The following is a 23,689-nucleotide window of genomic DNA, read 5'->3' as shown; positions in this document are numbered from 1 at the left end:
TTTGGTAGTAAGGGAGTGAAAAAAGTCACATGGGGGATGTGGAAACCGCAGGAAGTAGCTATAATGCGCCCGCCTCCATGTAGCAATCGAGGCGCGGAAGATCGTCATCTCCGGTGAGGTGGCTGGACTTCAAATCCAGTTGGGACCGCCAGCGGCCCCGGGCAGGTTCGACTCCTGTGATCTTCCGCCAATTAGCTTCTACTGAACTCCACTGTCTCAAGTAAATCCCCTATAATACCCGCAATTAAAGCTGATTATGTTCTCCCGAGGTCTACTGTCTCTACCAGAATCAAGTGCATTCTGGGGGCATAATGGGGGGCATGATTTATAGCCCTATTTTGAGATGCCCCCAATGAAGCTAACAGTCAGACAAATTGATACAGCCAAACCCAAAGAGAAGCCGTATAAGCTATCTGATGGTGGCGGCCTCTACCTTGAAGTAACTACCAACGGCTCACGTTACTGGCGTTTAAAGTATCGCTACGCAGGTAAAGAAAAGCGTCTTGCTTTCGGCGTTTATCCCGAGATTTCTCTCGCTCAAGCACGCGAAAAGCGTGATGCTGCGAAAAAGCTGCTGTCTGCCGGAAGCGATCCCGGTGAAGTAAAGAAAGCAGAGAAAATTGCCCAAAAGCTTAACTATGAAAATACCTTCGAAGCTATTGCCCGTGAATGGCATCAGTTGAGAGCGGATCGTTGGTCATTACGCTATCGCGATGAAATTATTGATACCTTTGAAAAGGATATTTTCCCCTACATCGGTAAGCGCCCTATAGCTGAAATTAAGCCCATGGAATTGCTGGAAACCCTTCGTCGTATGGAAAAGCGTGGTGCATTAGAAAAGATGCGCAAAGTCAGACAGCGCTGCGGTGAAGTATTCCGTCATGCGATTGTGACCGGACGCGCTGAATACAATCCAGCACCCGATCTCGCCACAGCCCTCGCAACACCAAAGAAAACACATTTTCCATTCCTGACAGCCGAAGAACTCCCTCACTTTCTTAGGGATCTTGCCGGTTACACCGGTAGCGTTATTACCAAGACTGCGACTCAAATCATCATGCTTACAGGGGTACGAACTCAGGAATTACGTTTTGCCCGCTGGGAGGATATCAATTTTGAAAAGCGGCTTTGGGAGATCCCTGCTGAAGTGATGAAGATGAAACGACCACACATCGTTCCAATGTCGGATCAGGTTGTCGAGCTCTTTGAGTCACTTAAACCTATTACCGGGCTATACCCACTGGTATTCGTCGGACGTAACGATCGAACGAAGCCGATCTCAAAGGAAAGCGTTAATCAGGTTATTGAGTTATTGGGATATAAAGGAAGGCTGACAGGACATGGTTTCCGCCACACGATGAGTACCATCCTCCATGAAGAAGGTTTTAACTCAGCGTGGATAGAAACGCAGCTAGCACATGTGGATAAGAACGCGATACGTGGGACTTACAACCATGCGCAGTATTTGGAGGGGCGGAGAGAAATGATGCAGAAGTATGCAGATTATGTAGAAAGTTTAGTCTCTCGAGGTGTGTGAAAATTCAGCAGTATAAAGATTCTCACCCCCTATTAGCATTCTTATAATAGAGATTGAGAATCTTTTTTTTCCCTCTCGCTTAAAAGCTAAATACTTTATATTTAACTTACCCGAGCCCTGGAGCGCTCCTGCTCACGAATTCGTGCCTCAATTTCGGCATAAAGATTAGCTTCAGCATTTTCTCTGTCCGTTGCAGTAACAACTAATGCATAAGGTTCATGTTGGCTATTAAGTGGGGTGCCCCACTCACGATCATTTCTAGTTACAACCACAAACCACTTTTCATCTGGAGACCTTTGCTTAAAAGTCCAACTAGAGGATTGTACTGTACCATGATCACGTTGTTGTGCAGTAATAGAACGATTGCTTACCGCATCGTCATTCCTAGAATCAGTACCATCTTGTATATCATGATTAAAGTATTGCTGAACATCTTGCAACGAAGAACCTTTAACAAGCCTGTAAGATATTTGTGTTGCTGTATAATCTAATCGCGTTGTCCTGACTGCTGGTGAATACGCTAAAGTAATGTGCAGTTCTCTTACTGCTCGCTGAGTTCTTAAAAAAGATGTAGGTAATGGAAGCTCAAAGAATTGATGAGTGTCATCAGAGATTTGCTCTTCACACATCATAACAACTACTTCCTCGGACGAGCGATATAAACCATCTTCCTCAACAACTCCATATCCAACGACATCTCGAATAACACTACGATTTCGGGTTGAAGGTTCAGATTTATAATGTTCTGTAACCTCTTCTGAGAATGTATTCTCCATCTGCGGTGTCAGCGCAGCGTGATTGACAAGCATAGCTCGCAACATATTGGCAGACATATCTGGATATTCATTGAGTAAACGTGCAGCGAGGTGCGTGATATAAGGTGCAGAAAAACTAGTTCCACTTTGTTCAGAGAAAAGTGTACTTCCTTGGAATTGATGGTGGCAGCTTAGCACACCAAGTCCTCTGGCATGTTGTCGCCATTGACCTCCAGCATTACGCATAGGTGCCGCAAAGTTTCCACCGTGCGCAACTATTTCTGGTTTAAATGCACCTTTCACAGAAGGTCCATGCCGCGTGAATGGTGAAGGTTGATATTCACCTGCAGGGCTTAAATGGCTAATTTCATCAGCACGACGTTGAGCGTCAAATGTTGCATTATGCCTTGCATAACTTCCTGCCGTTAGAACATTGAGTGCGGGCGCTGGATCAATAATAACTGAGCTATCGTGGATTAAATAGCTGGGATACTCTGCCCGCCAACTTTCTACTGGAACATCAGGGTCACTGCTACCATTAAAATTACCTGCGGAAACTACGAAAAGAATATTGTGACGCCTCGCCAGCACATCAAGCACATAAGCAATACCTCGGATGTGCTTTCCATCGTAAGGCGCATTTGCATTGCCAAGTGATAAGTTAAAAATACGACATCCTAGACCAACGAAATATTCTACTGCTTCGGTCAAAGTTGTTTCAATCGTAGCAGTATCAAATTCCCCTTGGGCATTAAGAATTTTGCCGTTATATAACCACATTGACGGTTGCCAGAAATTGCTAGCATCGCAAGCCTCAACATCACCATATAGGGCAATACCTGCAACAGCAGTACCATGTCCAAAATGGTCAGATTCATCTTCATTATCCACGAAGCAGGCACTCTCAGCTATTGCACTACGCAATAATGGATGTGCGGTATTAATTCCACTATCAAGGATGCAAACTTTTACGGCATTAGGTAATGGAGATGGGATATATTCGGGGATAAAATTGATATCTTTGTTCAGTTTCTCATACGAGATTCCACTGACAGGAAGACGGTCCACCATTCGAACATCACGGTGCTCAAGCAGTTTTTCAGCTTGCTCTAAATTTACTCTTACCCGGTACATCAGCAAACTATCAAGATTAATTCTATCCAAGCGATGAATCATATTTTCGCGGAGCCAGTTTTCAAATTCTCCGCAGATCCGAGCTCGAGAAGGATGTTGTGTCGTTTCTACCGGCCACAGCTCAACATCTAGACCGAAGGAATCTGAATCAGGAAACCCATACTGTTTCACTGACCAGCTTTTGCGATCCTCATTAGTCCAAACATCAACGCTATCCAATGCGGTTAAAATTTGCTGGTAGGTTATATGAGCGTGACCAAGCTGTGAAAGGTGTTCCTCAAAAAGAGCGATTCCTCGTTCATCAGCAAAGGCAATACATATTGTTTTATCTTCTTGACTGACGAACTCTATTCCATGCCTATCCATATGAGCAATATCTAACATCCCGGTATACTGTAACTTCAGCATATACCGACCATCATTATCCTTTCCTGGAATTTGTGGATTAGCTAATTGTGTAATACTTCGTAATTGCTCAGACAAAATGCGTCCATGTAAGCGCAAGTCAGCACGCTGTGTTCTCGGAATTTTGAACTGGCGTGTGCGTCTAGGGTTCTGAAGAGATTCTTTAGCAATACTAAGATGTTGATATTGTTCCGTCATTTATTATCCCTGACGAGTTTTGTTTATATTTTCCCGTAAAAGTGCATTCTTAAGATCTTTGAGAGTCAAAAACTCTTGGCTACGTAAAATCATTCTCTTGATTGCACGTCTTACAATCCGTTCTAAATCAGCACCACTTTTTCCAATGAATAGTGAGAGAACCTCATCGTCTTCAAGCTCAAACTGGCGGCGAATACCACGAAGTTTGAGTTTCATCAATTCTGACAACTGATGTTTATCGGGTAGTGGAAACTCAATAGCATCGTCAAAACGCCTCCAAATAGCACTATCCAGGATATGTTCATGGTTTGTTGCTGCAAGAATTAAGCTTTTTCCTTGGTATGCATCCATCATTTGTAAAACAGCATTTACAACTCGTCTTAACTCACCATGATCCCCACTATCCCCACGTTCTTTACCTATAGCATCAAACTCATCGAAGAGTACAACCATTGGGTATTGAGAGATAAAATCAAATATTTGGCGTAGGTTAGCAGCAGTTTCACCAAGATATGAAGAAACCAGAGTATCAAGCCTGACGATGGCCAACGGCATATCCAATTCACAAGCCACTACTTCTGCAGCAAGAGTTTTACCGCACCCAGGAGGACCAAAAAAAATAACTTTACTGATAGCTTTCATTCCGTAAGTGCGTAACACATCAGCCCTACGATTTTCTTCAAGTATCTCTTCGACAGCATCTGAACTTGATTCAGGTAGTACGATTTCATCTAAAGAACGACTTGGCTGTCTAATATCTAGCAAGGGCAAGCCTCGCTCTTTGTCCACTGGCACTGGAGGTGCAGCGGGCACTCGAGAGGTTTGTATCGCATGATCACCATAAAGAATATGTTCAAGGTCATTGGCAAGAAGATGATGTTGTTTTTGTCGTTCTTCTTCAATGATCACTTCCGAAACACGACGGAAGGCCGCGACATCACCTGTCGCTCCAGCTTTTATAAGCTGTCTTAGAACCTTACCGTTAGCCATCTTTTTCCCCTGAGCATACCCATACAAATAAAACCTTTAGTTCAGTTTAGCATCGGCGTAACGCCATAAGAAGTTCGTTCTATCAACATTTCTTGAATCCCTGAAGATTTTATTTGCATATCAGAATGGGGGTTACATCCTTTAGGGAATTTTATAAAAATATGAATATCAATAAGTTAAGCAACTTACTGATATCATGATAAAAAAATCCCACAACAAAAGTTATATATGATTTTTCGAATATATTGTTGCGATCTTAGACCTACAGAGTATCCTGTTATTAAACTAACCGGAGGACAGATGCTACTAACATCCTTACAACTCTTCAAAAATCTCTCCGATGAAACCCGCCTGGGCATCGTGCTGCTGCTCAGGGAGATGGGAGAGCTGTGCGTGTGCGATCTTTGCACGGCGTTGGAGCAGTCGCAGCCCAAGATCTCCCGTCATCTTGCAATGCTCCGGGAAAGTGGTCTATTGCTGGACCGTAAACAGGGCAAGTGGGTTCACTACCGCTTATCCCCGCATATTCCTTCCTGGGCCGCTCAGGTGATTGAGCAGGCCTGGTTAAGCCAACAGGACGACGTACAGGCCATCGCCCGTAAGCTGGCATCGGCAAACTGCTCTGGTAGCGGTAAGGCTGTTTGCATCTAAAAAATTTGCCTGAACATATATGATTTTACGAATGTGAGGTATTTAGAATGAAGACGTTAACGGTGTTTGACCCGGCAATGTGCTGCAGTACCGGCGTATGTGGCTCAGATGTCGATCAGGTTCTGGTTGATTTTTCTGCTGATGTGCAGTGGCTGAAAGGACGTGGCGTACAGGTTGAGCGTTACAACCTGGCGCAGCAGCCCATGAGCTTTGTTCAGAATGAGAAAGCGAAAGCATTCCTCGAAGTATCTGGAGCAGAAGGGCTTCCGCTACTGCTGTTGGACGGTGAAACTGTGATGGCAGGGCGATACCCAAAACGTGCTGAGCTGGCTCGCTGGTTCGGTATTACGCTGGAGAAGGTAGGGTTAGCTCCCACCAGCTGCTGTGGTGGTAATACTTCCTGTTGCTGAATATGTCAGGAGGACATATGAAATTCTTACAGAATATCCCGCCTTACCTGTTTTTTACTGGCAAGGGAGGCGTAGGAAAAACTTCCATTTCCTGCGCGACGGCTATCCGCCTTGCCGAACAGGGCAAGCAGGTTTTGCTGGTCAGTACCGATCCTGCCTCGAATGTCGGCCAGGTATTCGACCAAGCTATCGGTAACAACATTCGCCCTGTGACAGCAGTTCCTGGGCTTTCTGCTCTGGAGATTGACCCGCAGGAAGCCGCCCAGCAATACCGCGCCAGAATTGTTGATCCTATCAAAGGTCTTCTGCCAGATGACGTTGTTAACAGTATCAGCGAGCAGCTTTCAGGAGCCTGTACCACTGAGATTGCGGCGTTTGACGAGTTCACCGGCTTATTGACAGACGCTACCCTGCTGACCCGCTTCGATCACATCATTTTTGATACAGCGCCGACGGGCCACACGATTCGCCTTCTCCAGCTTCCCGGTGCCTGGAGTAGCTTCATTGAAAGTAATCCAGATGGTGCTTCCTGTCTTGGCCCAATGGCCGGGCTGGAAAAGCAGCGTGAGCAGTATGCTCATGCAGTAGAGGCGTTATCCGATCCTGAACGTACCCGCCTGGTTCTGGTTGCACGACTGCAAAAATCGACGCTGCAGGAAGTCGCCCGCACCCATGAAGAACTGGCTGCAATTGGCCTGAAAAACCAATACCTGGTGATTAATGGTGTGCTGCCTAAAGCCGAAGCTGAACATGACGCCCTGGCCGCTGCGATATGGCAACGTGAGCAGGAGGCACTGGCAAATCTTCCTGCCGGTTTATCTGAGCTACCGACAGATACCCTATTACTACAGCCAGTCAATATGGTTGGTGTGTCCGCATTGAAGGGACTGCTGGATATCCATTCTGAGGCGTTACCGCTCCCGGCAACGAACGCTCTGTACATGCCTGAAAACTTATCGCTCTCTGGCCTGGTCGAGGATATCGCTCGCAGTGAACACGGCCTGATTATGCTGATGGGCAAAGGTGGCGTAGGGAAAACCACGATGGCTGCGGCTATAGCCGTCAGGCTGGCAGACATGGGATTTGACGTGCATCTCACGACCTCTGATCCTGCTGCGCACCTGAGTACAACGCTGAACGGCAACCTCAAAAACCTGCAGGTCAGCCGCATCAACCCTCGCGATGAAACCGAACGCTATCGTCAGCATGTTCTTGAGACGAAGGGAAGAGATCTGGACGAAGCAGGGAAACGGCTACTGGAAGAGGATTTACGCTCTCCCTGTACAGAAGAAATTGCCGTGTTTCAGGCCTTTTCCAGGGTGATTCGTGAAGCGGGTAAACGGTTTGTTGTCATGGATACCGCCCCTACGGGACATACGCTATTGCTGCTGGATGCGACCGGGGCTTACCACCGAGAGATTGCCAAAAAAATGGGTAGTAAAGGTCATTTTACTACCCCAATGATGCAACTTCAGGATCCGGATAGAACCAAAGTTCTGCTTGTTACGCTTCCTGAAACCACACCAGTGCTGGAAGCGGCAAACCTGCAGGCTGACCTTGAAAGAGCGGAGATTCATCCGTGGGGCTGGATTATCAATAACAGCCTTTCCATTGCGGATACGCGTTCTCCGTTGCTTTGCCAGCGTGCTCATCAGGAACTGCCTCAGATTGAGGCTGTTAAGAATCAGCATGCTGACCGTATAGCGCTTGTTCCGGTGCTGGCGTCAGAGCCCACCGGTATTGAAAAGCTCAGAGAGTTGATGAGTTAATTTTTTGGCATATACAGGGCGACAAAGTCGCCCTGTCAGGAGGTTTTATGTTACTGGCAGGCGCTATTTTTGTCCTGACCATTGTTTTGGTTATCTGGCAACCAAAGGGATTAGGGATCGGCTGGAGTGCAATGCTGGGCGCGGGACTGGCTCTGATATCTGGCGTTGTGCATGTGGGCGATATTCCGGTGGTGTGGAATATCGTCTGGAACGCGACGGCGACCTTTATTGCCGTGATTATTATCAGCCTGCTGCTTGATGAATCAGGCTTTTTCGAATGGGCGGCATTGCATGTTTCTCGCTGGGGTAACGGTCGTGGCCGTTTGCTCTTTACGTATATCGTTCTGCTAGGTGCAGCGGTAGCGGCACTGTTTGCCAACGATGGTGCGGCACTTATTCTGACGCCGATAGTCATCGCCATGCTACTGGCATTAGGGTTCAGCAAAGGCACGACACTGGCATTCGTCATGGCTGCTGGGTTTATTGCCGATACAGCCAGCCTGCCGCTTATCGTATCCAACCTGGTAAACATCGTTTCTGCAGACTTCTTTGGACTGGGCTTCACCGAGTATGCGTCGGTAATGGTGCCGGTTGATATTGCAGCCATTGTTGCCACGCTGGTTATGCTACATCTGTTCTTCCGCAATGATATTCCACCGACTTACGACCTGGCTCTCCTGAAAGCACCGGCAAAGGCGATTAAAGATCTGGCAACCTTCAGAACTGGCTGGATAGTGTTGATCCTTCTTCTGGTTGGCTTTTTCGTCCTTGAGCCGTCGGGTATCCCGGTCAGCGCGATTGCTGCTGTAGGCGCTGTCATTCTATTTGCGGTGGCGAAACGAGGCCATGCCATTAACACCGGTAAAGTGCTGCGCGGTGCGCCATGGCAGATCGTCATCTTCTCATTGGGGATGTATCTGGTGGTCTACGGTCTGCGCAACGCCGGGCTGACCGAATACCTTTCAGGTGTGCTGAACGTACTGGCGGATAAAGGACTCTGGGCTGCGACGCTGGGTACTGGCTTCCTGACGGCTTTCCTGTCTTCCATCATGAACAACATGCCTACCGTGCTGGTTGGCGCTCTTTCTATCGATGGAAGCACCGCAACAGGCGTTATCAAAGAAGCGATGATCTACGCCAACGTGATTGGCTGCGATCTGGGCCCGAAAATTACACCTATTGGTAGCCTGGCAACGCTGCTCTGGCTGCATGTACTTTCACAGAAGAATATGACCATCACCTGGGGATACTATTTCCGCACAGGGATCGTCATGACTCTGCCTGTGCTGTTTGTAACGCTGGCCGCGCTGGCGCTACGTCTCTCTTTCACTTTGTAATGAGATACTGATATGAGCAACATCACCATCTATCACAACCCGGCCTGCGGCACGTCGCGTAATACGCTGGAGATGATCCGCAACAGCGGTAATGAACCGACCGTAATTCTTTACCTTGAGACTCCACCTTCACGCGATGAGTTGGTCAAACTTATCGCAGATATGGGGATTACAGTACGGGCGCTGCTGCGTAAAAATGTCGAGCCTTATGAAGAACTGGGGCTTGCCGAAGATAAGTTTACTGACGATCAGTTAATCGATTTTATGCTTCAGCATCCGATCCTGATTAACCGCCCGATTGTGGTGACACCGTTGGGAACGCGCCTTTGCCGCCCTTCCGAAGTGGTACTGGATATTCTTCCGGATGCGCAAAAAGGCGCATTTGCTAAGGAAGACGGCGAGAAAGTCGTTGATGAAACAGGTAAGCGATTGAAATAAACATAAAGGGGGCAGACGCCCCCTTATTCTTGCCTCAAGGCATAAGACCTGAACCTTCTGGCAGAGTACTATTCCCTTCACCAAGTTTCATTTGCAGCAAAACCGTGTCAAGCCAGCGGCCATGTTTGAAACCAATGTCCTTTAATGTGCCTATTTCAGTAAATCCTGCGCGGATATGCAGCGCAACAGAAGCAACGTTAGCGCTGTCACCCACAACAGCAATCATCTGACGATATCCCTGAGATTCGGCCCATTTTAATGCATGATCGAGCAGTGCTTTTCCGACGCCCTGGCGCTGATAAGCCGGATCAATATATATCGAATTTTCAACCGTGAACCGATAAGCATGGCGTTCGCGGTAACGGGAAATATAACAGTAGCCAATGATCGTATCGCCCTGCAGGGCGACATACCATGGGAATCCCCGAGACTGAATGCTCCTCAGTCGGTTAAGCATTTCCTGCATATCCGGAGGTTCGGTTTCGAAGCTACCTGTACCATGCAGAACATGGTGAGCATAGATATTGCGTATCGCGGTAATGTGCTGTTCTTCAGCTTTGATAATGTGCATCGAATTGCTCCAGTAATGGTGTTTTACAAACTACCGGAATTCGCGACAGCAGGTTAAGCACTTAAACTTATAATCTGTATAAGCAAAAGTTTGGCTACAGAAGATGGGGCCGCAGCCCCATCTATTAGCCTGCCATTTTTGCCAGCAGAGCTGCACCCACTGGTTCTTCGTTCTGCAGTGGTGTTAATGCAATACGCTTTGCAAACTGCTCTGTAACGTCATTTATCAGCGGCAGTTCGCGACTGGCTCGGGTTACCAGGAACGGTGAGGACGGTTTCGCAGCAGCCAGACTGCTATTGATTACCCATGCCCATGGTTCAATTTCAGCCCGACGCAAATCCTGTTGCAGGTTTGCTGCTTCCAGTACAGGTGTCGTTTCGGCAAGCGTCACGATAATCACCTTCGTCTTCTCCGGGTCCTGCAATTGCATCATTGGCGTCAACACATTGTCATGCGTTTGCCCCATCTGACGCACCATTTCCCGGTGATAGGCTCCTGTTGCATCCAGTAGCAGAAGCGTGTGACCTGTTGGCGCTGTGTCCATAATGACAAAATGTTCGTCTGCCTCTTTGATGATCCGCGAGAATGCCTGGAAGACGGCGATCTCTTCAGTACATGGTGAGTGGAGATCTTCCTCCAGCACCGCCAGCCCTTCTGCATCTAACCCTTTCCCCTGATTTTCCAGAACAAAGCGACGATAGCGTTCAGTCTCTACTTTCGGGTCAATACGGCTGACCTGAAGGTTTGGTATCGAGCCATCCAGCGTATAAGACAGATGTGCTGCCGGATCTGACGTCGTCAGATGGACTTTATGCCCGCGTTTTGCCAGAGATACCGCCACCGATGCTGCAACAGCCGTTTTGCCGACACCGCCTTTACCCATCGTCATTACCAGACCTTTACCTGTCAGGCTGAGTTCATCCACCAGCGAGGCAAGTTTCGGTAAATCCAGAGTGTTCAGCGTCGTAGTTAGGAGAGACATCGAGGCTTCGCTCTCTGTAAATAACCCACGCAGGGCTTCGAGACCGACCAGATTAAATGGCTTCAGATACAGCTGCGAGCGGGGAAGGTTCGCCAAATTCTCTGGCATAGCAAGTAGCGCTTTTTCCTCCCGAGCTAAAATACTTTGCGCCAGCGGATCATTTTCACCCACAAATGGCGGCAACACACCATTAATGGCAAGGTGTTGATGCCGTAAACCGATAGCAGACAGCTCATCATGCGTATGGGAAACCTCTTTCAGTGTCGAAGCCTGGGCGCGGGCAACCAGAACCAGACGCGTGAGTGCAGCATCAGAGAGCGCCTTAACCGCATCTGAGTACTGGTGCTGTTGTTTCTCCAGCCCCACCAGCGGCCCGAGGTTAGCGGCGGCATCGGGGTTCGCTTCCAGATAACCGCTCCAGGCTCCCGGCAGCTCAAGCATGCGGATGGTGTGACCGGTTGGCGCGGTATCAAATACGATATGGTCATATTTTTCCCGCAGCTCATGATTGGTCAGTAGACCGGTAAACTCATCAAACGCAGCGATTTCCGTGGTGCATGAGCCAGAGAGCTGTTCTTCAATACTGCTGACCACATCGGCTGGCATCAGCCCGCGAACCGGGTCGAGCACGCGGTCACGATAAGCCTGTGCTGCAGCCATCGGATCAACTTCCATCGCGGCAAGATTTTCTACGGTGCTGATATCTGTGATTCGGTGGCCGATAGTCTGGCTAAAGACCTGGCCGACATTGGAAGCCGGATCGGTACTCACCAGAAGCGTTCTCTTACCCTGATCGGCCAGCCATACCGCAGTAGCACAGGCCAGAGATGTTTTACCCACGCCACCTTTGCCAGTGAAGAAGATGAACGGGGGAATGTCTTTTAAAAATGGAATATTCATCAGTAATAGCTCCTCTGGAATTAAGGCATACGTGGAATGCTGCAGCAGCGTGGTTGCGTGTTGTCTTCACTCCAGTCCTGAGTAAGCGGAATACCTGACCAACGGGCGATATCTTCACGCGTCGGGAGTTTGCCTGCCATCACGAGCTTCCCATCGAGCAAGGTGACGGGGAGGGACTCCATTCCTGATGTGTTCAGGAACTCTTTGATGACAGGGGTATTCAGGAACTGCTGCGGGTTCTTCGCAAGGCTGTAGCGCTGAATATCAACGCCATTCTTTTTCGCCCATTCGGCGTTGGCGTTCCATTTGACGGCATCGTCGCTGACCACAACGCTACTGGTTGCGCAGCAGCCTGCTGCTTCAAAGATCTCAATTTTTGACATGGACTGTTTACCTCAGTGTTTAGTCATTTGGCTTTACACTGAGGTAAACGAAGGTGACGGGAAAAAGATGCGCGATTAATTCATTTTTTTGTGGCAGCAGACGGGAGACGTGTCATCCGCCTCAATCTGACAAAGTTCTGTCATCGTTTCTTTCAGGTGCTTTCTGGCCCGAAGCAAACGGGATTTAAACGCCGTAAGCGTAATTCCCAGTTCATCGGCCAGAGACTGCTGGGGACGCCGGTTAAGGTCGGACTCTTCAATCAACCATCGCTCATCTTCGGGTAAAGCCTGTAATGTTTCAGGCAGGCAAATATCCAGCGTTGAGATTGCATCAGGGGATGCGTCTGTTAATGGGGCATCTTCTTCCAGCTCAACAAACTCCCTGGTGGTGCGGTACTCATCAATCAGCAGATTCCTCGCCGCCCGATATAGCCAGGCTCGCGGATTCTCCATCTCGCAGAAACTGTCTGAATGAGCGCGGGCACGCAGGAATAGCTCTTGCAGAAGGTCTGCTGCTTTTTCGCTATCACCTGTCTTCGATGTCAGGAAGCGAGAAAGTTCGGCTTCATGTTGCCGCCATAACGCGCTCATGCAGTTGTTGAATGCCGTTACATCACTCATCCTAGCCCTCAGATTTTGCTCTGATTAACCCGCCTGGAAAGTTCTTCTGCAGACTCTTTACGTTCGCTGTAGCGATCGACGAGATAAGCTGAGCTACCTCTTGTCAGCAGAGTAAATTTCACCAGTTCTTCCATCACATCCACGATGCGGTCGTAATAAGACGATGGTTTCATTCGTCCATCTTCATCAAACTCCTGCCAGGCTTTTGCCACGGAGGACTGATTCGGGATGGTGATCATCCGCATCCAGCGGCCAAGAATGCGCATCTGATTTACGGCATTGAAAGACTGGGAACCACCGCAGACCTGCATAACGGCCAGCGTCTTACCCTGAGAAGGGCGAACAGCACCTTCCGAAAGTGGTATCCAGTCAATCTGGGCCTTCATGATGCCGGTCATCGCACCATGGCGTTCAGGTGAGCACCACACCATGCCTTCGGACCAACGAACCAGCTCACGCAGCTCCATGACTTTAGGATGCGAATCAGGCGCATCATCAGGAAGAGGCAGACTAGAAGGATTGAAGATCCGCACCTCTGCGCCCATGGCAGTCAGCAGCCTTGCAGCTTCCTCAGTTGCCAGTCGGCTGTAGGAACGTTCGCGTACAGAGCCGTACAACATGAGGATACGTGGAGGATGGGGAACGGCAGGAACGCCGAATCTTGCCTCTGTGATTGAGGTGTCGAACAAACCCGAATCAACATTCTTAAGATCACCTGTCATTTTACTTCTCCGTCTTCTGGGGCATGGTGAGGCAGTCGTCAGTTCCTGAGCAGCATTCTTCTGTCAGGAAGGCAATCAGAGCCTCAAGATTTTCATATCGAGCATGGCAAAAGAGCGTTCTGCCCTGACGTTCCTGGCGTACCAGAGAAACTGATATCAGCGATGAGAGATGATGGCTCAGCGTAGAGGCAGGGATGTCGAGCCGCTTCTGCAGTTCGCCAACCGGTAAACCTTCATGCCCGGCTTTAACCAGCTCTCTGTACACGCTCAGTCGTGTAGGATGTCCCAGCTCTTTCAGGGTGTCTGCTGCTTTTGAAAGCTCCATTTGCATCTCGTTTCTATATTTCCGGAATTGTGGAAATATACCTAATTTCATTTCCTGGTAAAAGAGGGGCAATGGTAGATGTCGGCACGCTCAGATTTAACCTACGAACTCTAACGACCGAAACTGTCTCTTAAACGTCTAACACATAAATCAAGTCGCGACATTTCGGACAAACCTTGTCCCCATGCCAGTGAGTATCGCACCAGCAGCATCGCCATTGCCGTATCGTCGTGTTAGTAGGTCGAAGGCGCATTTCTGGAGGCGGGATAGTTTTTGGCGAGGTTTGTTCTGGTACTGTTTGGGGCTTGTTAAATCGACATGTTTTAAGCCGAGCAACATTGTTGATATGCCTCGGTATGTGCACAAACGTTTTTGTAGATGTCAGAGGATCAAACTGAAGACCGATCTGCAGTTTGCAGTAAATACAAAGCAATGAATCAAAATCAACCTGTTGAACAGATTCTGGTGTAACCCATTCACCATCTACGGTGACGGCGTGAGTGGCTAAGACGAAGTAATTCATCATGAACTCCGTAACAAATGAAAAAAGCCAGCATGGTTAGCTGGCTTTGTAGATAGAAGGGGGGAAGGAAGCATTACCGACTGTTACAACAGGTTAGGTTTACCGGCCTATTTATGCTCTCTTCCTTTTTTTCAATGAACGTACTTCTCCGCGACCAAAGGTTCTGGCATTACCCGGAAGAACCAGACGTGCACAGGCATCGATTTTGGTGATGTAACTTAGCGCCTTAAGTAACCCCTTGTCCTTACTACTGTCACCGCGTTTCAGTTTGCCGAGGCAGCAGTCCTCATAACGCTCTTTGTAAGCGTTGCAGTTGTAGAACATGCCTTTACCTTTAGTAATAGTTTCATTCCAGTATCTCCCGAAAGCATGAGCAATCACGCCATCCTGTTGTGCCTTATTACCATTTAAGATAAATAGCATGTGGTAATGAAATTTACGTTGTGGGCCATATTCCAGTTTCCATACCGTCCCGAGGACATGGCGAAACATTGGATTCTTTTGCATATTGCGAAACAGCTGCTGACGGTGCTTACGGGCATCATCAGCAGTGATATCAGCTTTGTGCTCATTTGCCCATGATAAATCAACCCGCAAGACCAGCAGCCGGGAATGACGCTCCTGCAGATGTCTGATGTAATTCATCACTCCCTTCAGATTTTTAACCGAAGCTCGCTGGTACTTTCTGCATGCTTGTTTAAATCCTGCCTGACTTACAGTAAATCGGTAATCCTGCACCAGCTTATTCAGCACTTCTGCTGTGGTAACGGTATCTGCCCCTACTATTTTCCCGTTATGGACACGCGCATATAAATCAGCGCGAGTAAATAAACGCTGAAATGTAGTTATACGTGGATTAGCCATTCGTACTTTCATCGCATCTTGCGGCAACATATTGAGATGACGGATAGCATCAAGAATGATGGCTGACTCTGCACTCTCTTTGTATCCTGATCGGTTATACAGAATAGTGAAAGGTAACTTACGTCCTCTGCTGACAGTTTTAAGGCACATATCCAATTGCTCTAATTTGAATCGGAACTCATTGTCATCAGAGATGATGATGTGGGGAGTATTATTCTCAATATGATATTCAGAATGAGATAACAGGAATGATTCTGGTAAGTCCATAATGTGCTTCCCTGATGCCTGTCAGTAATGGTTGACAGGAAATGTATCAGTGTGGTTATTGAATGAGTTTCTTCATCTGATATTCAGCATGAATAGTGGTATCAGAGATAGTTTCTGTGTGATAACAAAGTGTATGACGTTATAATGAGTGTGATATAGCGTGTTTATCTGAAGTGATATTGATTGTTGATAGAGTGGATTAATAGGTTATTGATAAAGAATCAAATACAATAATAAATAAACCGTCTTTATAAATTACATGAAGCCCATGTACAACAAGGTGTTGAAGTATAAAAACATGGTGTAAAGTTAGTGACCTTTTTATCACTATCTTTAATTGTCTTTATGCTCTCGAGTCATTAATGCGAGCTTCTAACCATTCTTTTACTTCACGTTCAATCCAGCGGGAACTGCGGCCAAACTTTACAGGTTTTGGAAACTTACCTTCCTGTGCAAGCTTATAAAACCATTTATCGGATAACCCAGTTAGTTCAGTAATGAACTGCATGCTGACGAACTTATCGTTATGTATATCAATGGTGTTCATGAGAGGACTCCGGGAATGTAACAGGAGGACACCGGGCGGCATCCTTTCATGTCATAGGTCGTATATGTACGCCTTTACTATCCATCCACTCAGTGCTTTGTTAAGGCTTTAAGTCTCTATATAAAGCATGCCCTAACAACCTCCGGGATTCCTCTGCTGGGGGGTTTGCATAGCGTGTGGTTTTTGCTTATGATTTCACGTCAATAAAAGTGTCATTTTTCATGTGAAAAATGCCTTGTAACAAGCTCTACATGAGCTTTTACACCTACGTTTTACACTGTGTTTTCAACTATGAATATTGCTATGATTTTCACTGTGAAGTATCCTTTTAAGATAATTTAAAGTTGAATGTAAAAGGATAGCTAATCTTGAATGGAAAAATGTGGGTAGATATAAAAACCAAGCGTGATGTAAGATTGTTTTTATGGATGGCAGGAAACGATGTTGCTATTGAAAATTACCGGCAAACAAAGGAAATCAAAACATACCACCTGAATCACATATATGGTGAAGACTGTAATTTAGCAGCGCTGGCAATAAACGAGGCTTTTCGGATTCTTTATAAGGATTCAGACGAGTTATTCTCATACGCCTATAGATTTAAAAAAGCGAAAGAAGCATTATTACCAATAAAAGAGTTTGGTTGGTTTAAACGTAGCAATGATGCCTGTTATTTTGCATGGGCATATATCAGGGTTTTTAGTAAAAAAAATAGTTCTTTGGCAAACGTTGGTGGGAATGACTCATTCTCTATTTATACCAGAACACCTTATCGTCGTTTTATTAGAATTGAACATCCAGTAAGTCACCGTGAGCGCATTGAGTGTATAGAGGATTTCTTTGATAGATCACCAATGGATCTTTCATCTAAGTTATCCATTATGTTAAGTATAAGGGATGCGTGGGACAGACATTCTCAGTTAGCAGATATATTGCCGTTGAAGAAAAGTGACAAGGGAAAAATAAACTGGGCATGGGACTATATCTGCAAAGATAAAATAAATTATATCAATGGTTCGATAAAAAGAGCACAAGAAAAATTAATTGAAAAGAGTAAGACTGAAGAGACAGGCCAGGTTTCACAAGCAGTTCTTGATGAAATATATAAATCGAGCATTGAAGGATATATTCATCAACCTCATTTTCTCAGCCTCTTTAGACCATCAACAACGACTGAGAAATATCTGGCACTACGTTGCATTTACATTTCCATGTACTATTATGATAAAAACTTTATACCCAGATTTAAAAAAGCCTGGGAATTAACATCCTTTCGTAAAGCAAAAAAGAAAAGTAAGAACAAAATCTTAAAGTTAACTAAAAGAGAACTTGACGGCAATGACACTCCATCTGATTCTCCTGATAATACTGAAAAGGAAATAGCTAAAACTGATAAAGAGTTCATGAGAGAGAAAGCACATGAGATAATGAAGAACATCAAGACCAGAAACTCAGAACTATCATCAGAAAAGGATAGCGATACTCCTCCAGATTTAAGTAGCAATGGCTGGCCTTTTTTCTGACTAAAAGAAAAGTGGTGAATATTTTTATTTTCATACCAGATTAATTTATTTTATTTAATATATTTATTTGATATTCACCACTAACTTTGGCCACAAAGGATTAGAAAATTGAACCTCAGATTTTTTCAATTCTATATCATCAGAATGAATCAATACGTCATATCTCTACCGAAGTTGTTCTAACTCACCGATCTGTCACGCCGATCGATATTCGCAATCTTAATAGCCGACAACTATCAATATTGAGCGATTGATCGTTTTTATTATAGGTAATAACGATCAATTTGTTGAAAATGATCTGTATTAACGATTATCCCATCCCCTCTCAAATGCATACGATCAGGTGGCCTTTTGTTCAGCAAAGGGCCATTTTTCGTTTGTAAAACAACAGCAAGGATTCTCTATGTTGAAGATAACCTCCGCATTCTTTTTCAGTACGGCACTGTTCAGCGCGGCGGTGCACGCCATGGGCCAGGAGCAACAATGGGGCAACTGGTTTGGCACTGTTAATGCGATGGAGTTTGAACTGAATACCGACAATAGCGCCGGAGAACGCATGACGCTCACCTGCCGGGACAATCATCTGATGTTGAACTACAGCGGGTCTGATAAGAAACCCCTGGGTGTACCAGATGAAGGTCAGGAAGCCATGGGGATTAATATCAACGCAGTACATTACCTGCCAGGCAAGGCGGCTTTCATCGCACTCAAAAACACAGACAGCCATGGGAAAATTGAAATCACCAGGATGAATAAATCCGTATCTCACCCGTTCAATACCGCAGGGCTCAGGGACGCACTGGAGAACCTCAACTGGGAAGACTGCATCAGCCATTAACCACCCCATCGGGTAGCCCATGCTCCCACATTGTTAATCATTAGTGAGGATATCTTTATATGGCGACATTCATTTCACGCCTGATTTTACTCTGTACCCTTTCAATCCCGGCCTTCAGTTTTGCCATCACAATTCCCGGTAATATTCACCCAGAGCGATACACGTTCTTTCTAACAGATAGAGGCGGTGAAATGCTTCGCGAAATGAACGATGCGGCAGTCAGCGTAAAACTCAACAACAAAGTTGGTTTTAGCGCTGAGGCACAGAGCAAGGCTGCTGCTGCGAACATATCTCCTTTGCTGTACGCAGCATCACCCCTTGAACAGAACTTTATCCGCTACGACAGTAAACCGGTTAAGGCTCTGACTTGTCTCGTAACGACCCGCACTATGCCGGGTCAGAATAAAAATTACACATGGGAGGAAACCTACTGCCTTGATGAAACCGGTGCTGCTTACATCGGCACAAAAGGCTGGCCGTCACGTGCTATCGTCGAAAAGAGTTGCGAGGTGGGTGTCCCCAGTTGTCCTGTATATCTTGGTCTGAACAATGATCCACCGACCATGCGGAATGATGCTGCGCAATATATTCCTTACAACAGCAAACGCGTAAGTAGGAATAAAGAAAGTAACTCTCAGCTAAAACCAGCAGCTGGAGAAATGGTCGCAGAGCAGGACGGTTATGTGGTGAATTATGTAAAAGGTAGCAGTTGTGCTGACAACAAACTGGTTGTTAAAAACACAAGCTCCGGGAAAACCGCCGAAATTGCAGGATTAAATGGTTGCTCTTTTGACCCGAAGAAAAATGCAGTAATTATCTTCCCTCAAAATGAATACGTCGGCGTTTACAGTGGCCCCACAAACGCTTCTGAGGAAATAGCCTCAGTCGATCTCCCCTAATTACTCTTCTAGTCCGGTATAAGCTTCCTGCGATACCGGACGCCTTTTGGATCAACCTATGAAAACTAAAAAATCCCCGGACGATACAACGCCAGATGCAGAATCATTTGGGTTGACCTGGCCCGTTGTTTTCAGCGTCGCAGGCCTCACTCTGCTGAGAAGTAAGTCGGTCGTATGCCAGACAATGGGAGCCAGCCTGATGACCTATAGCCTGATAAGACTCATAAAAAAACTCGCCACGCTTGCCTGAAAAGTCCCAATCAGGCAACACGGTTTGTGTTCTAACACCTGAACCAGACGTACTATCACCTTCCGAAGCTCGCCTGGAAGCTAACTCTCGACAAAAGCTGAAGCGTTCCTTTATCAAAGGGCTGGCTGCAATAGCAGAGGACAGAATCAATGATGATGCCTTTGTTTTAGCGGTGTGCAGCAAAGCGTATGAACGCTTACCTCTGAACATAAGGCGAGTCGTTAAATACGAGTGGTGTCTTCGATACTTCCAGTACAGTAAACCCTTTATTCTGCAGCGATTACAACATCACCAGGCCGAAAAGCTAATACCACCGGCATTACCTGACAGAGAACTCTCGCCACAGCAGAGCCAGCCACCAGCCTCTCCCTGAACATTTTATCTTCCATCCAATGCCACTCTACTGGAGTGGCTTTTATGCCCGTTTTAAAAGGAATCAACTATGACCCGTTTAGCCAGCCGCTTTGGTGCAGTCAACCTTGTTCGTCGTGACCGCCCGTTAACTCGCGACGAACTGGCCCATTATGTGCCCAGTGTCTTCAGCGAAGAAAAGCATGAATCCCGTAGTGATCGCTATACCTACATCCCGACAATTACCCTTCTCGATAACTTGCAACGCGAAGGCTTCCAGCCATTCTTCGCGTGTCAAACCAGAGTCCGCGACCAGAGCAAACGAGAGCATACGAAGCACATGCTGCGCCTGCGTCGTGAAGGCCAGATTACTGGCAAACAGGTTCCCGAAATTATTCTGCTGAACAGCCACGACGGCTCCAGCTCATATCAGATGCTACCGGGGTTATTCAGAGCAGTTTGCCAAAATGGGCTGATTTGCGGTGAGAGTTTTGGCGAAGTACGCGTGCCGCATAAAGGCAACGTAGTAGAGAAAGTCATCGAAGGGGCCTACGAAGTACTGGGAATATTTGACCGCGTAGAAGAGAAACGCGATTCCATGCAGTCGCTTTTGTTGCCGCCGCCCGCTCAGCAGGCTATGGCGAAAGCGGCGCTGACATATCGCTTCGGTGAGGAGCACCAACCGGTGACAGAGACGCAGATACTTTCCCCACGCCGCTGGCAGGATGAGAGTAACGACCTGTGGACCACTTATCAGCGCATTCAGGAAAACCTAATTAAAGGCGGGCTATCGGGGAGAACAACCAAAGGAAAGCGCGCCCATACCCGAGCAGTGAAAGGTATTGACGGTGATGTGAAGCTCAACCGGGCCCTCTGGGTGATGGCTGAGAATATGCTGCAGCTTGCTTCATGATCTCTTCCACTATTTTCCCTTAACGCCTTTCCGAAGATTCGGAAGGGCTTTTCTTTCTAAGGAGCAACCATGTCTACGATCAATTTATCCCCGGTATTTCCTGCAAACGAGCAGCGAGTCATCCAGCGAGCATTACGTCTGCTGGAGAAATACCAGTGTCAACCGAGTGAGTCATTTACCTCTACCAGCCTTACAAAAACCTGGCTGCAACTGCAGATGGCTCACCTGGAGCGGGAAGTCTTCATCGTAATGTATCTCGACAATCAGCATTGCCTGCTGGAGCGAGAAACACTGTTTACCGGCACGCTCAGCCATACCGAAGTGCATCCCCGCGAAGTGGTTAAATCAGCCCTGAAACATAACGCTGCTGCGGTCATTTTGGCGCATAACCACCCGTCCGGCACGACAGAAATCAGCCAGCAGGATAAACATGTCACGCAGCGAATTGCTAAAGCCTTGGCTCTGGTGGAAGTGCGTGTGCTGGATCATCTTGTGGTCGGGAACGAAGTGGTGTCTTTTGCTGAATGTGGCTTGTTATGAGGTGCAGAATGAAAATCATCAGTAAGAGCCAGGCGATGCATATTTATCGTCAGCATCCCGAATCCAGGCTATCTGCCTTCTGTACAGGTCACTACCAGTGGCATGGCAGTGTATGCCATTACTATGGACATGAAGTTCAGCATATCAGCGGCGTACTCGCTGTTTTTGTTGAACGTCGTCAGGACCGGGCAGGCCCGTACGCTATTCTTCGCTGCGTGACGGTGAACTAATCATCCCACTCAATCATTAAGGAGTATATTAATGCAGTCGACCACCATATCCGGCACATCGGCGGAGAACACATCCTGCCTTCAGTGGGGATTAAAACGTAATATCACGCCGTGCTTCGGCGCTCGTCTGGTACAGGAAGGCAACCGCATATACTTTTTGGCTGACCGGGCAGGATTTAATGGCTCATTCAGTGACGCAGAAGCATTGAGTCTGGACCAAGCGTTTCCACTAATGGTGAAACAGCTTGAGCGGATGCTGACAACTGGCGAGCTTGATCCTCACAACCAGCACTGCGTCACACTGCATCACAATGGACTTACTTGTGAAGCTGACACTCTCGGCTCTTATGGCTACGTTTATATCGCCATTTATCCCCATCAGCTATAACCAGTTAACACCTTCCTCTACTTTTATCAGGGAATCAACTCATGCATATTTCGACTGTACCGAAAACAGTGACGGTTTCGTCACGCCTGTCTCCTGTCCAAGTTTGGCAAAAACTATTAACGTATATTTTAGAGCATCATTACGGCCTCACGATCAACGACACACCGTTCAGTAACGATACGACGATTCAGGAACATATAGAGGCGGGAGTGAATCTTACTGATGCTGTTAATTTCCTTGTGGAACGATTCGAGCTTGTGCGCATTGACCAGAAGAGTTTCTCCTGGCAGGATCAAGAACCCTGGATAACATCTTTGGATGTTCATCGGGCACAGTCCAACCTTGGCTTGAAACGCCCATAAATCAGCCAACTGATCCTTAAGGAAAAACATGTGGGGGCATAATCGGGGGCACATCAGTAAAGCGCATAGGAAAATAATCAATAAATTCAACATGATTAACCACCAAATGCGACTCCTGTGATCGCCAAAATTCCTTTCCTATATAACACCTTTTTAATCCCAGAATGACCTGTTAAAAATCCCCATCACTGATGTAAAACTGACTAGTGAAGTGTGGAAAAGTACTTGGCTCAGGCAACTATCAAGCAAATGTAACTATCTGGTGCATAACGGTATAAAGCGCCAGGGAGTGATATCGGTTGTTTCAGATAATGGGGCATTTTAGGTAGAATTTATTAGCGCATCTAAAGAACCAGAAAATGAGAAAATTATAATTTGTATTGGTTCAGATTTGAAGTAATACAGTTTTGACAGGTAACTAAACCTAATCTGACCGTCCGCTCTGTGCCAAGAGCGGATTTTAAGCGATGCTGAGTCGTTTTTAAGTCATTTACAGGTTTTTCCAGTCAGGCAGATTATTGGTCTTTTTACGCCACCAGTGAAACGCTGCCATCATTACGCCAAACAGAAACCCACCGGAGAGACTCCTGAATATCGCCCAAGAGAGTTGAACGCCCATACCTTGCCATGTGAAAAACCACATAACTAGTCCCCATACAAGACCAAATCCTAATCCCATCATAAATGTTACCTGCCAGAATGAAGCGAAAGGTAATGGCGGGATTTTTAGTCCTAACTTCCATAATCCACGCAACAGAGGCGGAGCATAGTTGTTGCGCCACATGTTTTTACTTTCCATAATGGCAAATGCACGTTTCTTTTTTCGCTCAAAACTCATCTTTTTCTCCCTGCATGACACTTAGTCTGTTTGTGGGACCTCTGTTATGATTGCTTGCATTCATATCTGAACTGAATCGTGCAGAATTCACTTGGTATCATAACTCAAAAGATACTGCTTATGTCCGCTACTCGCTCTTGCCAGACGATCATAATTAAACCTCCTCCATCATAGGAAATTGGTCATGAGTAGCTCACCACTGAACAAAAACCGTATCATCGGCCAAAA

25 protein-coding genes and 1 tRNA gene are annotated in these 23,689 nt (G+C 46.7%); 15 read left to right on the top strand and 11 right to left on the bottom strand.

Features of this window, described 5'->3' with window-relative positions:
- Positions 1 to 95: 95 nt before the first annotated feature.
- A tRNA-Sec gene (locus tag P0H77_RS00525) sits at positions 96 to 190 on the top strand.
- A gap of 162 nt (positions 191 to 352) precedes the next feature.
- Entirely contained in the window at positions 353 to 1,537 is a 1,185-nt protein-coding gene (locus tag P0H77_RS00520; protein WP_063162107.1) for an integrase arm-type DNA-binding domain-containing protein, read from the top strand.
- Between the two features lie 101 nt (positions 1,538 to 1,638).
- Here the strand turns inward: P0H77_RS00520 and P0H77_RS00515 are convergent, their stop codons facing one another.
- Positions 1,639 to 4,029, bottom strand: a complete 2,391-nt coding sequence (locus P0H77_RS00515) for a S8 family peptidase (RefSeq protein WP_074147574.1) — start codon at positions 4,027 to 4,029, stop codon at positions 1,639 to 1,641.
- Positions 4,030 to 4,032: 3 nt separating this feature from the next.
- Positions 4,033 to 5,019, bottom strand: a complete 987-nt coding sequence (locus tag P0H77_RS00510) for an ATP-binding protein (protein ID WP_032294507.1) — start codon at positions 5,017 to 5,019, stop codon at positions 4,033 to 4,035.
- A 300-nt stretch (positions 5,020 to 5,319) separates the two neighbouring features.
- Here P0H77_RS00510 and arsR point away from each other — a divergent pair, with 300 nt between their 5' ends.
- Genes arsR through arsC form a run of 5 tightly spaced genes read left to right on the top strand, consistent with a single transcriptional unit; the run spans position 5,320 to position 9,624 of the window.
- Positions 5,320 to 5,670 (top strand): As(III)-sensing metalloregulatory transcriptional repressor ArsR, encoded by a 351-nt coding sequence (gene arsR, locus P0H77_RS00505; protein WP_054627853.1) that lies wholly within the window; start codon positions 5,320 to 5,322, stop codon positions 5,668 to 5,670.
- A 47-nt stretch (positions 5,671 to 5,717) separates the two neighbouring features.
- Positions 5,718 to 6,080, top strand: coding sequence for an arsenite efflux transporter metallochaperone ArsD (gene arsD, locus P0H77_RS00500; RefSeq protein ID WP_054627854.1), 363 nt, complete (start codon positions 5,718 to 5,720; stop codon positions 6,078 to 6,080).
- 17 nt (positions 6,081 to 6,097) lie between these two features.
- Positions 6,098 to 7,849 carry an arsenite efflux transporter ATPase subunit ArsA gene (gene arsA, locus P0H77_RS00495; RefSeq protein ID WP_054627855.1) on the top strand — a complete coding sequence of 584 codons (1,752 nt, stop codon included), beginning with the start codon at positions 6,098 to 6,100 and terminating at the stop codon, positions 7,847 to 7,849.
- A gap of 47 nt (positions 7,850 to 7,896) precedes the next feature.
- Positions 7,897 to 9,186, top strand: a complete 1,290-nt coding sequence (arsB, locus tag P0H77_RS00490; RefSeq protein WP_054627856.1) for an arsenite efflux transporter membrane subunit ArsB — start codon at positions 7,897 to 7,899, stop codon at positions 9,184 to 9,186.
- Between the two features lie 12 nt (positions 9,187 to 9,198).
- A complete protein-coding gene (gene arsC / locus P0H77_RS00485) occupies positions 9,199 to 9,624 on the top strand; it encodes a glutaredoxin-dependent arsenate reductase (RefSeq protein ID WP_054627857.1) in 426 nt (141 codons plus the stop codon).
- A 34-nt stretch (positions 9,625 to 9,658) separates the two neighbouring features.
- Here arsC and P0H77_RS00480 read toward each other — a convergent pair whose 3' ends face one another.
- From P0H77_RS00480 to P0H77_RS00445, 8 genes are all read right to left on the bottom strand, one after another.
- Positions 9,659 to 10,195, bottom strand: coding sequence for a GNAT family N-acetyltransferase (locus P0H77_RS00480; RefSeq protein WP_054627858.1), 537 nt, complete (start codon positions 10,193 to 10,195; stop codon positions 9,659 to 9,661).
- 124 nt (positions 10,196 to 10,319) lie between these two features.
- Positions 10,320 to 12,077 carry an arsenical pump-driving ATPase gene (gene arsA / locus P0H77_RS00475; RefSeq protein ID WP_054627859.1) on the bottom strand — a complete coding sequence of 586 codons (1,758 nt, stop codon included), beginning with the start codon at positions 12,075 to 12,077 and terminating at the stop codon, positions 10,320 to 10,322.
- Between the two features lie 20 nt (positions 12,078 to 12,097).
- The gene (locus P0H77_RS00470; protein ID WP_054627860.1) at positions 12,098 to 12,460 is read right to left on the bottom strand and encodes an arsenic metallochaperone ArsD family protein; all 363 of its coding nucleotides are present in this window, start codon (positions 12,458 to 12,460) and stop codon (positions 12,098 to 12,100) included.
- Between the two features lie 75 nt (positions 12,461 to 12,535).
- Positions 12,536 to 13,081, bottom strand: a complete 546-nt coding sequence (locus P0H77_RS00465) for a sigma-70 family RNA polymerase sigma factor (RefSeq protein WP_054627861.1) — start codon at positions 13,079 to 13,081, stop codon at positions 12,536 to 12,538.
- Between the two features lie 8 nt (positions 13,082 to 13,089).
- On the bottom strand, positions 13,090 to 13,803 hold the full coding sequence (gene arsH / locus P0H77_RS00460) for an arsenical resistance protein ArsH (RefSeq protein WP_054627862.1): 714 nt from the start codon (positions 13,801 to 13,803) through the stop codon (positions 13,090 to 13,092).
- Between the two features lies 1 nt (position 13,804).
- The gene (locus tag P0H77_RS00455; RefSeq protein WP_025760241.1) at positions 13,805 to 14,128 is read right to left on the bottom strand and encodes a metalloregulator ArsR/SmtB family transcription factor; all 324 of its coding nucleotides are present in this window, start codon (positions 14,126 to 14,128) and stop codon (positions 13,805 to 13,807) included.
- Positions 14,129 to 14,762: 634 nt separating this feature from the next.
- The gene (locus tag P0H77_RS00450) at positions 14,763 to 15,782 is read right to left on the bottom strand and encodes an inovirus-type Gp2 protein (protein ID WP_063162105.1); all 1,020 of its coding nucleotides are present in this window, start codon (positions 15,780 to 15,782) and stop codon (positions 14,763 to 14,765) included.
- A gap of 343 nt (positions 15,783 to 16,125) precedes the next feature.
- Entirely contained in the window at positions 16,126 to 16,329 is a 204-nt protein-coding gene (locus P0H77_RS00445) for an AlpA family phage regulatory protein (RefSeq protein ID WP_023181603.1), read from the bottom strand.
- Positions 16,330 to 16,697: 368 nt separating this feature from the next.
- On the opposite strand from P0H77_RS00445, the gene P0H77_RS00440 reads away from it, so the two are divergent.
- The 8 genes from P0H77_RS00440 to P0H77_RS00405 all read left to right on the top strand — a co-directional run bounded on the left by P0H77_RS00440 (position 16,698) and on the right by P0H77_RS00405 (position 22,623).
- The gene (locus tag P0H77_RS00440; protein WP_244474130.1) at positions 16,698 to 17,852 is read left to right on the top strand and encodes a hypothetical protein; all 1,155 of its coding nucleotides are present in this window, start codon (positions 16,698 to 16,700) and stop codon (positions 17,850 to 17,852) included.
- Positions 17,853 to 18,255: 403 nt separating this feature from the next.
- Positions 18,256 to 18,690, top strand: a complete 435-nt coding sequence (locus P0H77_RS00435; protein ID WP_054627865.1) for a hypothetical protein — start codon at positions 18,256 to 18,258, stop codon at positions 18,688 to 18,690.
- Between the two features lie 59 nt (positions 18,691 to 18,749).
- A complete protein-coding gene (locus tag P0H77_RS00430; RefSeq protein WP_137574673.1) occupies positions 18,750 to 19,589 on the top strand; it encodes a hypothetical protein in 840 nt (279 codons plus the stop codon).
- 692 nt (positions 19,590 to 20,281) lie between these two features.
- Positions 20,282 to 21,103: a DUF932 domain-containing protein gene (locus tag P0H77_RS00425; protein WP_044599778.1), complete on the top strand. Its 822-nt coding sequence runs from the start codon at positions 20,282 to 20,284 to the stop codon at positions 21,101 to 21,103.
- A 69-nt stretch (positions 21,104 to 21,172) separates the two neighbouring features.
- The gene (gene radC, locus P0H77_RS00420; RefSeq protein WP_276160779.1) at positions 21,173 to 21,643 is read left to right on the top strand and encodes a DNA repair protein RadC; all 471 of its coding nucleotides are present in this window, start codon (positions 21,173 to 21,175) and stop codon (positions 21,641 to 21,643) included.
- An 8-nt stretch (positions 21,644 to 21,651) separates the two neighbouring features.
- Entirely contained in the window at positions 21,652 to 21,873 is a 222-nt protein-coding gene (locus P0H77_RS00415; RefSeq protein WP_054627868.1) for a DUF987 family protein, read from the top strand.
- Between the two features lie 31 nt (positions 21,874 to 21,904).
- Positions 21,905 to 22,261: a type IV toxin-antitoxin system YeeU family antitoxin gene (locus P0H77_RS00410; RefSeq protein WP_054627869.1), complete on the top strand. Its 357-nt coding sequence runs from the start codon at positions 21,905 to 21,907 to the stop codon at positions 22,259 to 22,261.
- Between the two features lie 41 nt (positions 22,262 to 22,302).
- Positions 22,303 to 22,623, top strand: a complete 321-nt coding sequence (locus P0H77_RS00405; protein WP_071605960.1) for a TA system toxin CbtA family protein — start codon at positions 22,303 to 22,305, stop codon at positions 22,621 to 22,623.
- A 490-nt stretch (positions 22,624 to 23,113) separates the two neighbouring features.
- On the opposite strand, the gene P0H77_RS00400 is transcribed toward P0H77_RS00405, so the two are convergent.
- Complete coding sequence (locus P0H77_RS00400) at positions 23,114 to 23,461, bottom strand: DUF6404 family protein (protein WP_276160755.1); 348 nt, start codon at positions 23,459 to 23,461, stop codon at positions 23,114 to 23,116.
- Between the last annotated feature and the right edge of the window lie 228 nt (positions 23,462 to 23,689).

The organism is Superficieibacter sp. HKU1 (assembly GCF_029319185.1).
Lineage (GTDB): Bacteria > Pseudomonadota > Gammaproteobacteria > Enterobacterales > Enterobacteriaceae > Superficieibacter.
The sequence above is the reverse complement of the archived record's forward strand: the minus strand, read 5'-3'. Positions and strand labels throughout refer to the sequence as shown.

Coding starts and splice junctions, on each gene's coding strand:
- P0H77_RS00520 (WP_063162107.1), top strand. CDS start 353: ATGAAGCTAACAGTCAGACAAATTGATACAGCCAAACCCAAAGAGAAG.
- P0H77_RS00515 (WP_074147574.1), bottom strand. CDS start 4,029: ATGACGGAACAATATCAACATCTTAGTATTGCTAAAGAATCTCTTCAG.
- P0H77_RS00510 (WP_032294507.1), bottom strand. CDS start 5,019: ATGGCTAACGGTAAGGTTCTAAGACAGCTTATAAAAGCTGGAGCGACA.
- arsR (WP_054627853.1), top strand. CDS start 5,320: ATGCTACTAACATCCTTACAACTCTTCAAAAATCTCTCCGATGAAACC.
- arsD (WP_054627854.1), top strand. CDS start 5,718: ATGAAGACGTTAACGGTGTTTGACCCGGCAATGTGCTGCAGTACCGGC.
- arsA (WP_054627855.1), top strand. CDS start 6,098: ATGAAATTCTTACAGAATATCCCGCCTTACCTGTTTTTTACTGGCAAG.
- arsB (WP_054627856.1), top strand. CDS start 7,897: ATGTTACTGGCAGGCGCTATTTTTGTCCTGACCATTGTTTTGGTTATC.
- arsC (WP_054627857.1), top strand. CDS start 9,199: ATGAGCAACATCACCATCTATCACAACCCGGCCTGCGGCACGTCGCGT.
- P0H77_RS00480 (WP_054627858.1), bottom strand. CDS start 10,195: ATGCACATTATCAAAGCTGAAGAACAGCACATTACCGCGATACGCAAT.
- arsA (WP_054627859.1), bottom strand. CDS start 12,077: ATGAATATTCCATTTTTAAAAGACATTCCCCCGTTCATCTTCTTCACT.
- P0H77_RS00470 (WP_054627860.1), bottom strand. CDS start 12,460: ATGTCAAAAATTGAGATCTTTGAAGCAGCAGGCTGCTGCGCAACCAGT.
- P0H77_RS00465 (WP_054627861.1), bottom strand. CDS start 13,081: ATGAGTGATGTAACGGCATTCAACAACTGCATGAGCGCGTTATGGCGG.
- arsH (WP_054627862.1), bottom strand. CDS start 13,803: ATGACAGGTGATCTTAAGAATGTTGATTCGGGTTTGTTCGACACCTCA.
- P0H77_RS00455 (WP_025760241.1), bottom strand. CDS start 14,128: ATGGAGCTTTCAAAAGCAGCAGACACCCTGAAAGAGCTGGGACATCCT.
- P0H77_RS00450 (WP_063162105.1), bottom strand. CDS start 15,782: ATGGACTTACCAGAATCATTCCTGTTATCTCATTCTGAATATCATATT.
- P0H77_RS00445 (WP_023181603.1), bottom strand. CDS start 16,329: ATGAACACCATTGATATACATAACGATAAGTTCGTCAGCATGCAGTTC.
- P0H77_RS00435 (WP_054627865.1), top strand. CDS start 18,256: ATGTTGAAGATAACCTCCGCATTCTTTTTCAGTACGGCACTGTTCAGC.
- P0H77_RS00430 (WP_137574673.1), top strand. CDS start 18,750: ATGGCGACATTCATTTCACGCCTGATTTTACTCTGTACCCTTTCAATC.
- P0H77_RS00425 (WP_044599778.1), top strand. CDS start 20,282: ATGACCCGTTTAGCCAGCCGCTTTGGTGCAGTCAACCTTGTTCGTCGT.
- radC (WP_276160779.1), top strand. CDS start 21,173: ATGTCTACGATCAATTTATCCCCGGTATTTCCTGCAAACGAGCAGCGA.
- P0H77_RS00415 (WP_054627868.1), top strand. CDS start 21,652: ATGAAAATCATCAGTAAGAGCCAGGCGATGCATATTTATCGTCAGCAT.
- P0H77_RS00410 (WP_054627869.1), top strand. CDS start 21,905: ATGCAGTCGACCACCATATCCGGCACATCGGCGGAGAACACATCCTGC.
- P0H77_RS00405 (WP_071605960.1), top strand. CDS start 22,303: ATGCATATTTCGACTGTACCGAAAACAGTGACGGTTTCGTCACGCCTG.
- P0H77_RS00400 (WP_276160755.1), bottom strand. CDS start 23,461: ATGAGTTTTGAGCGAAAAAAGAAACGTGCATTTGCCATTATGGAAAGT.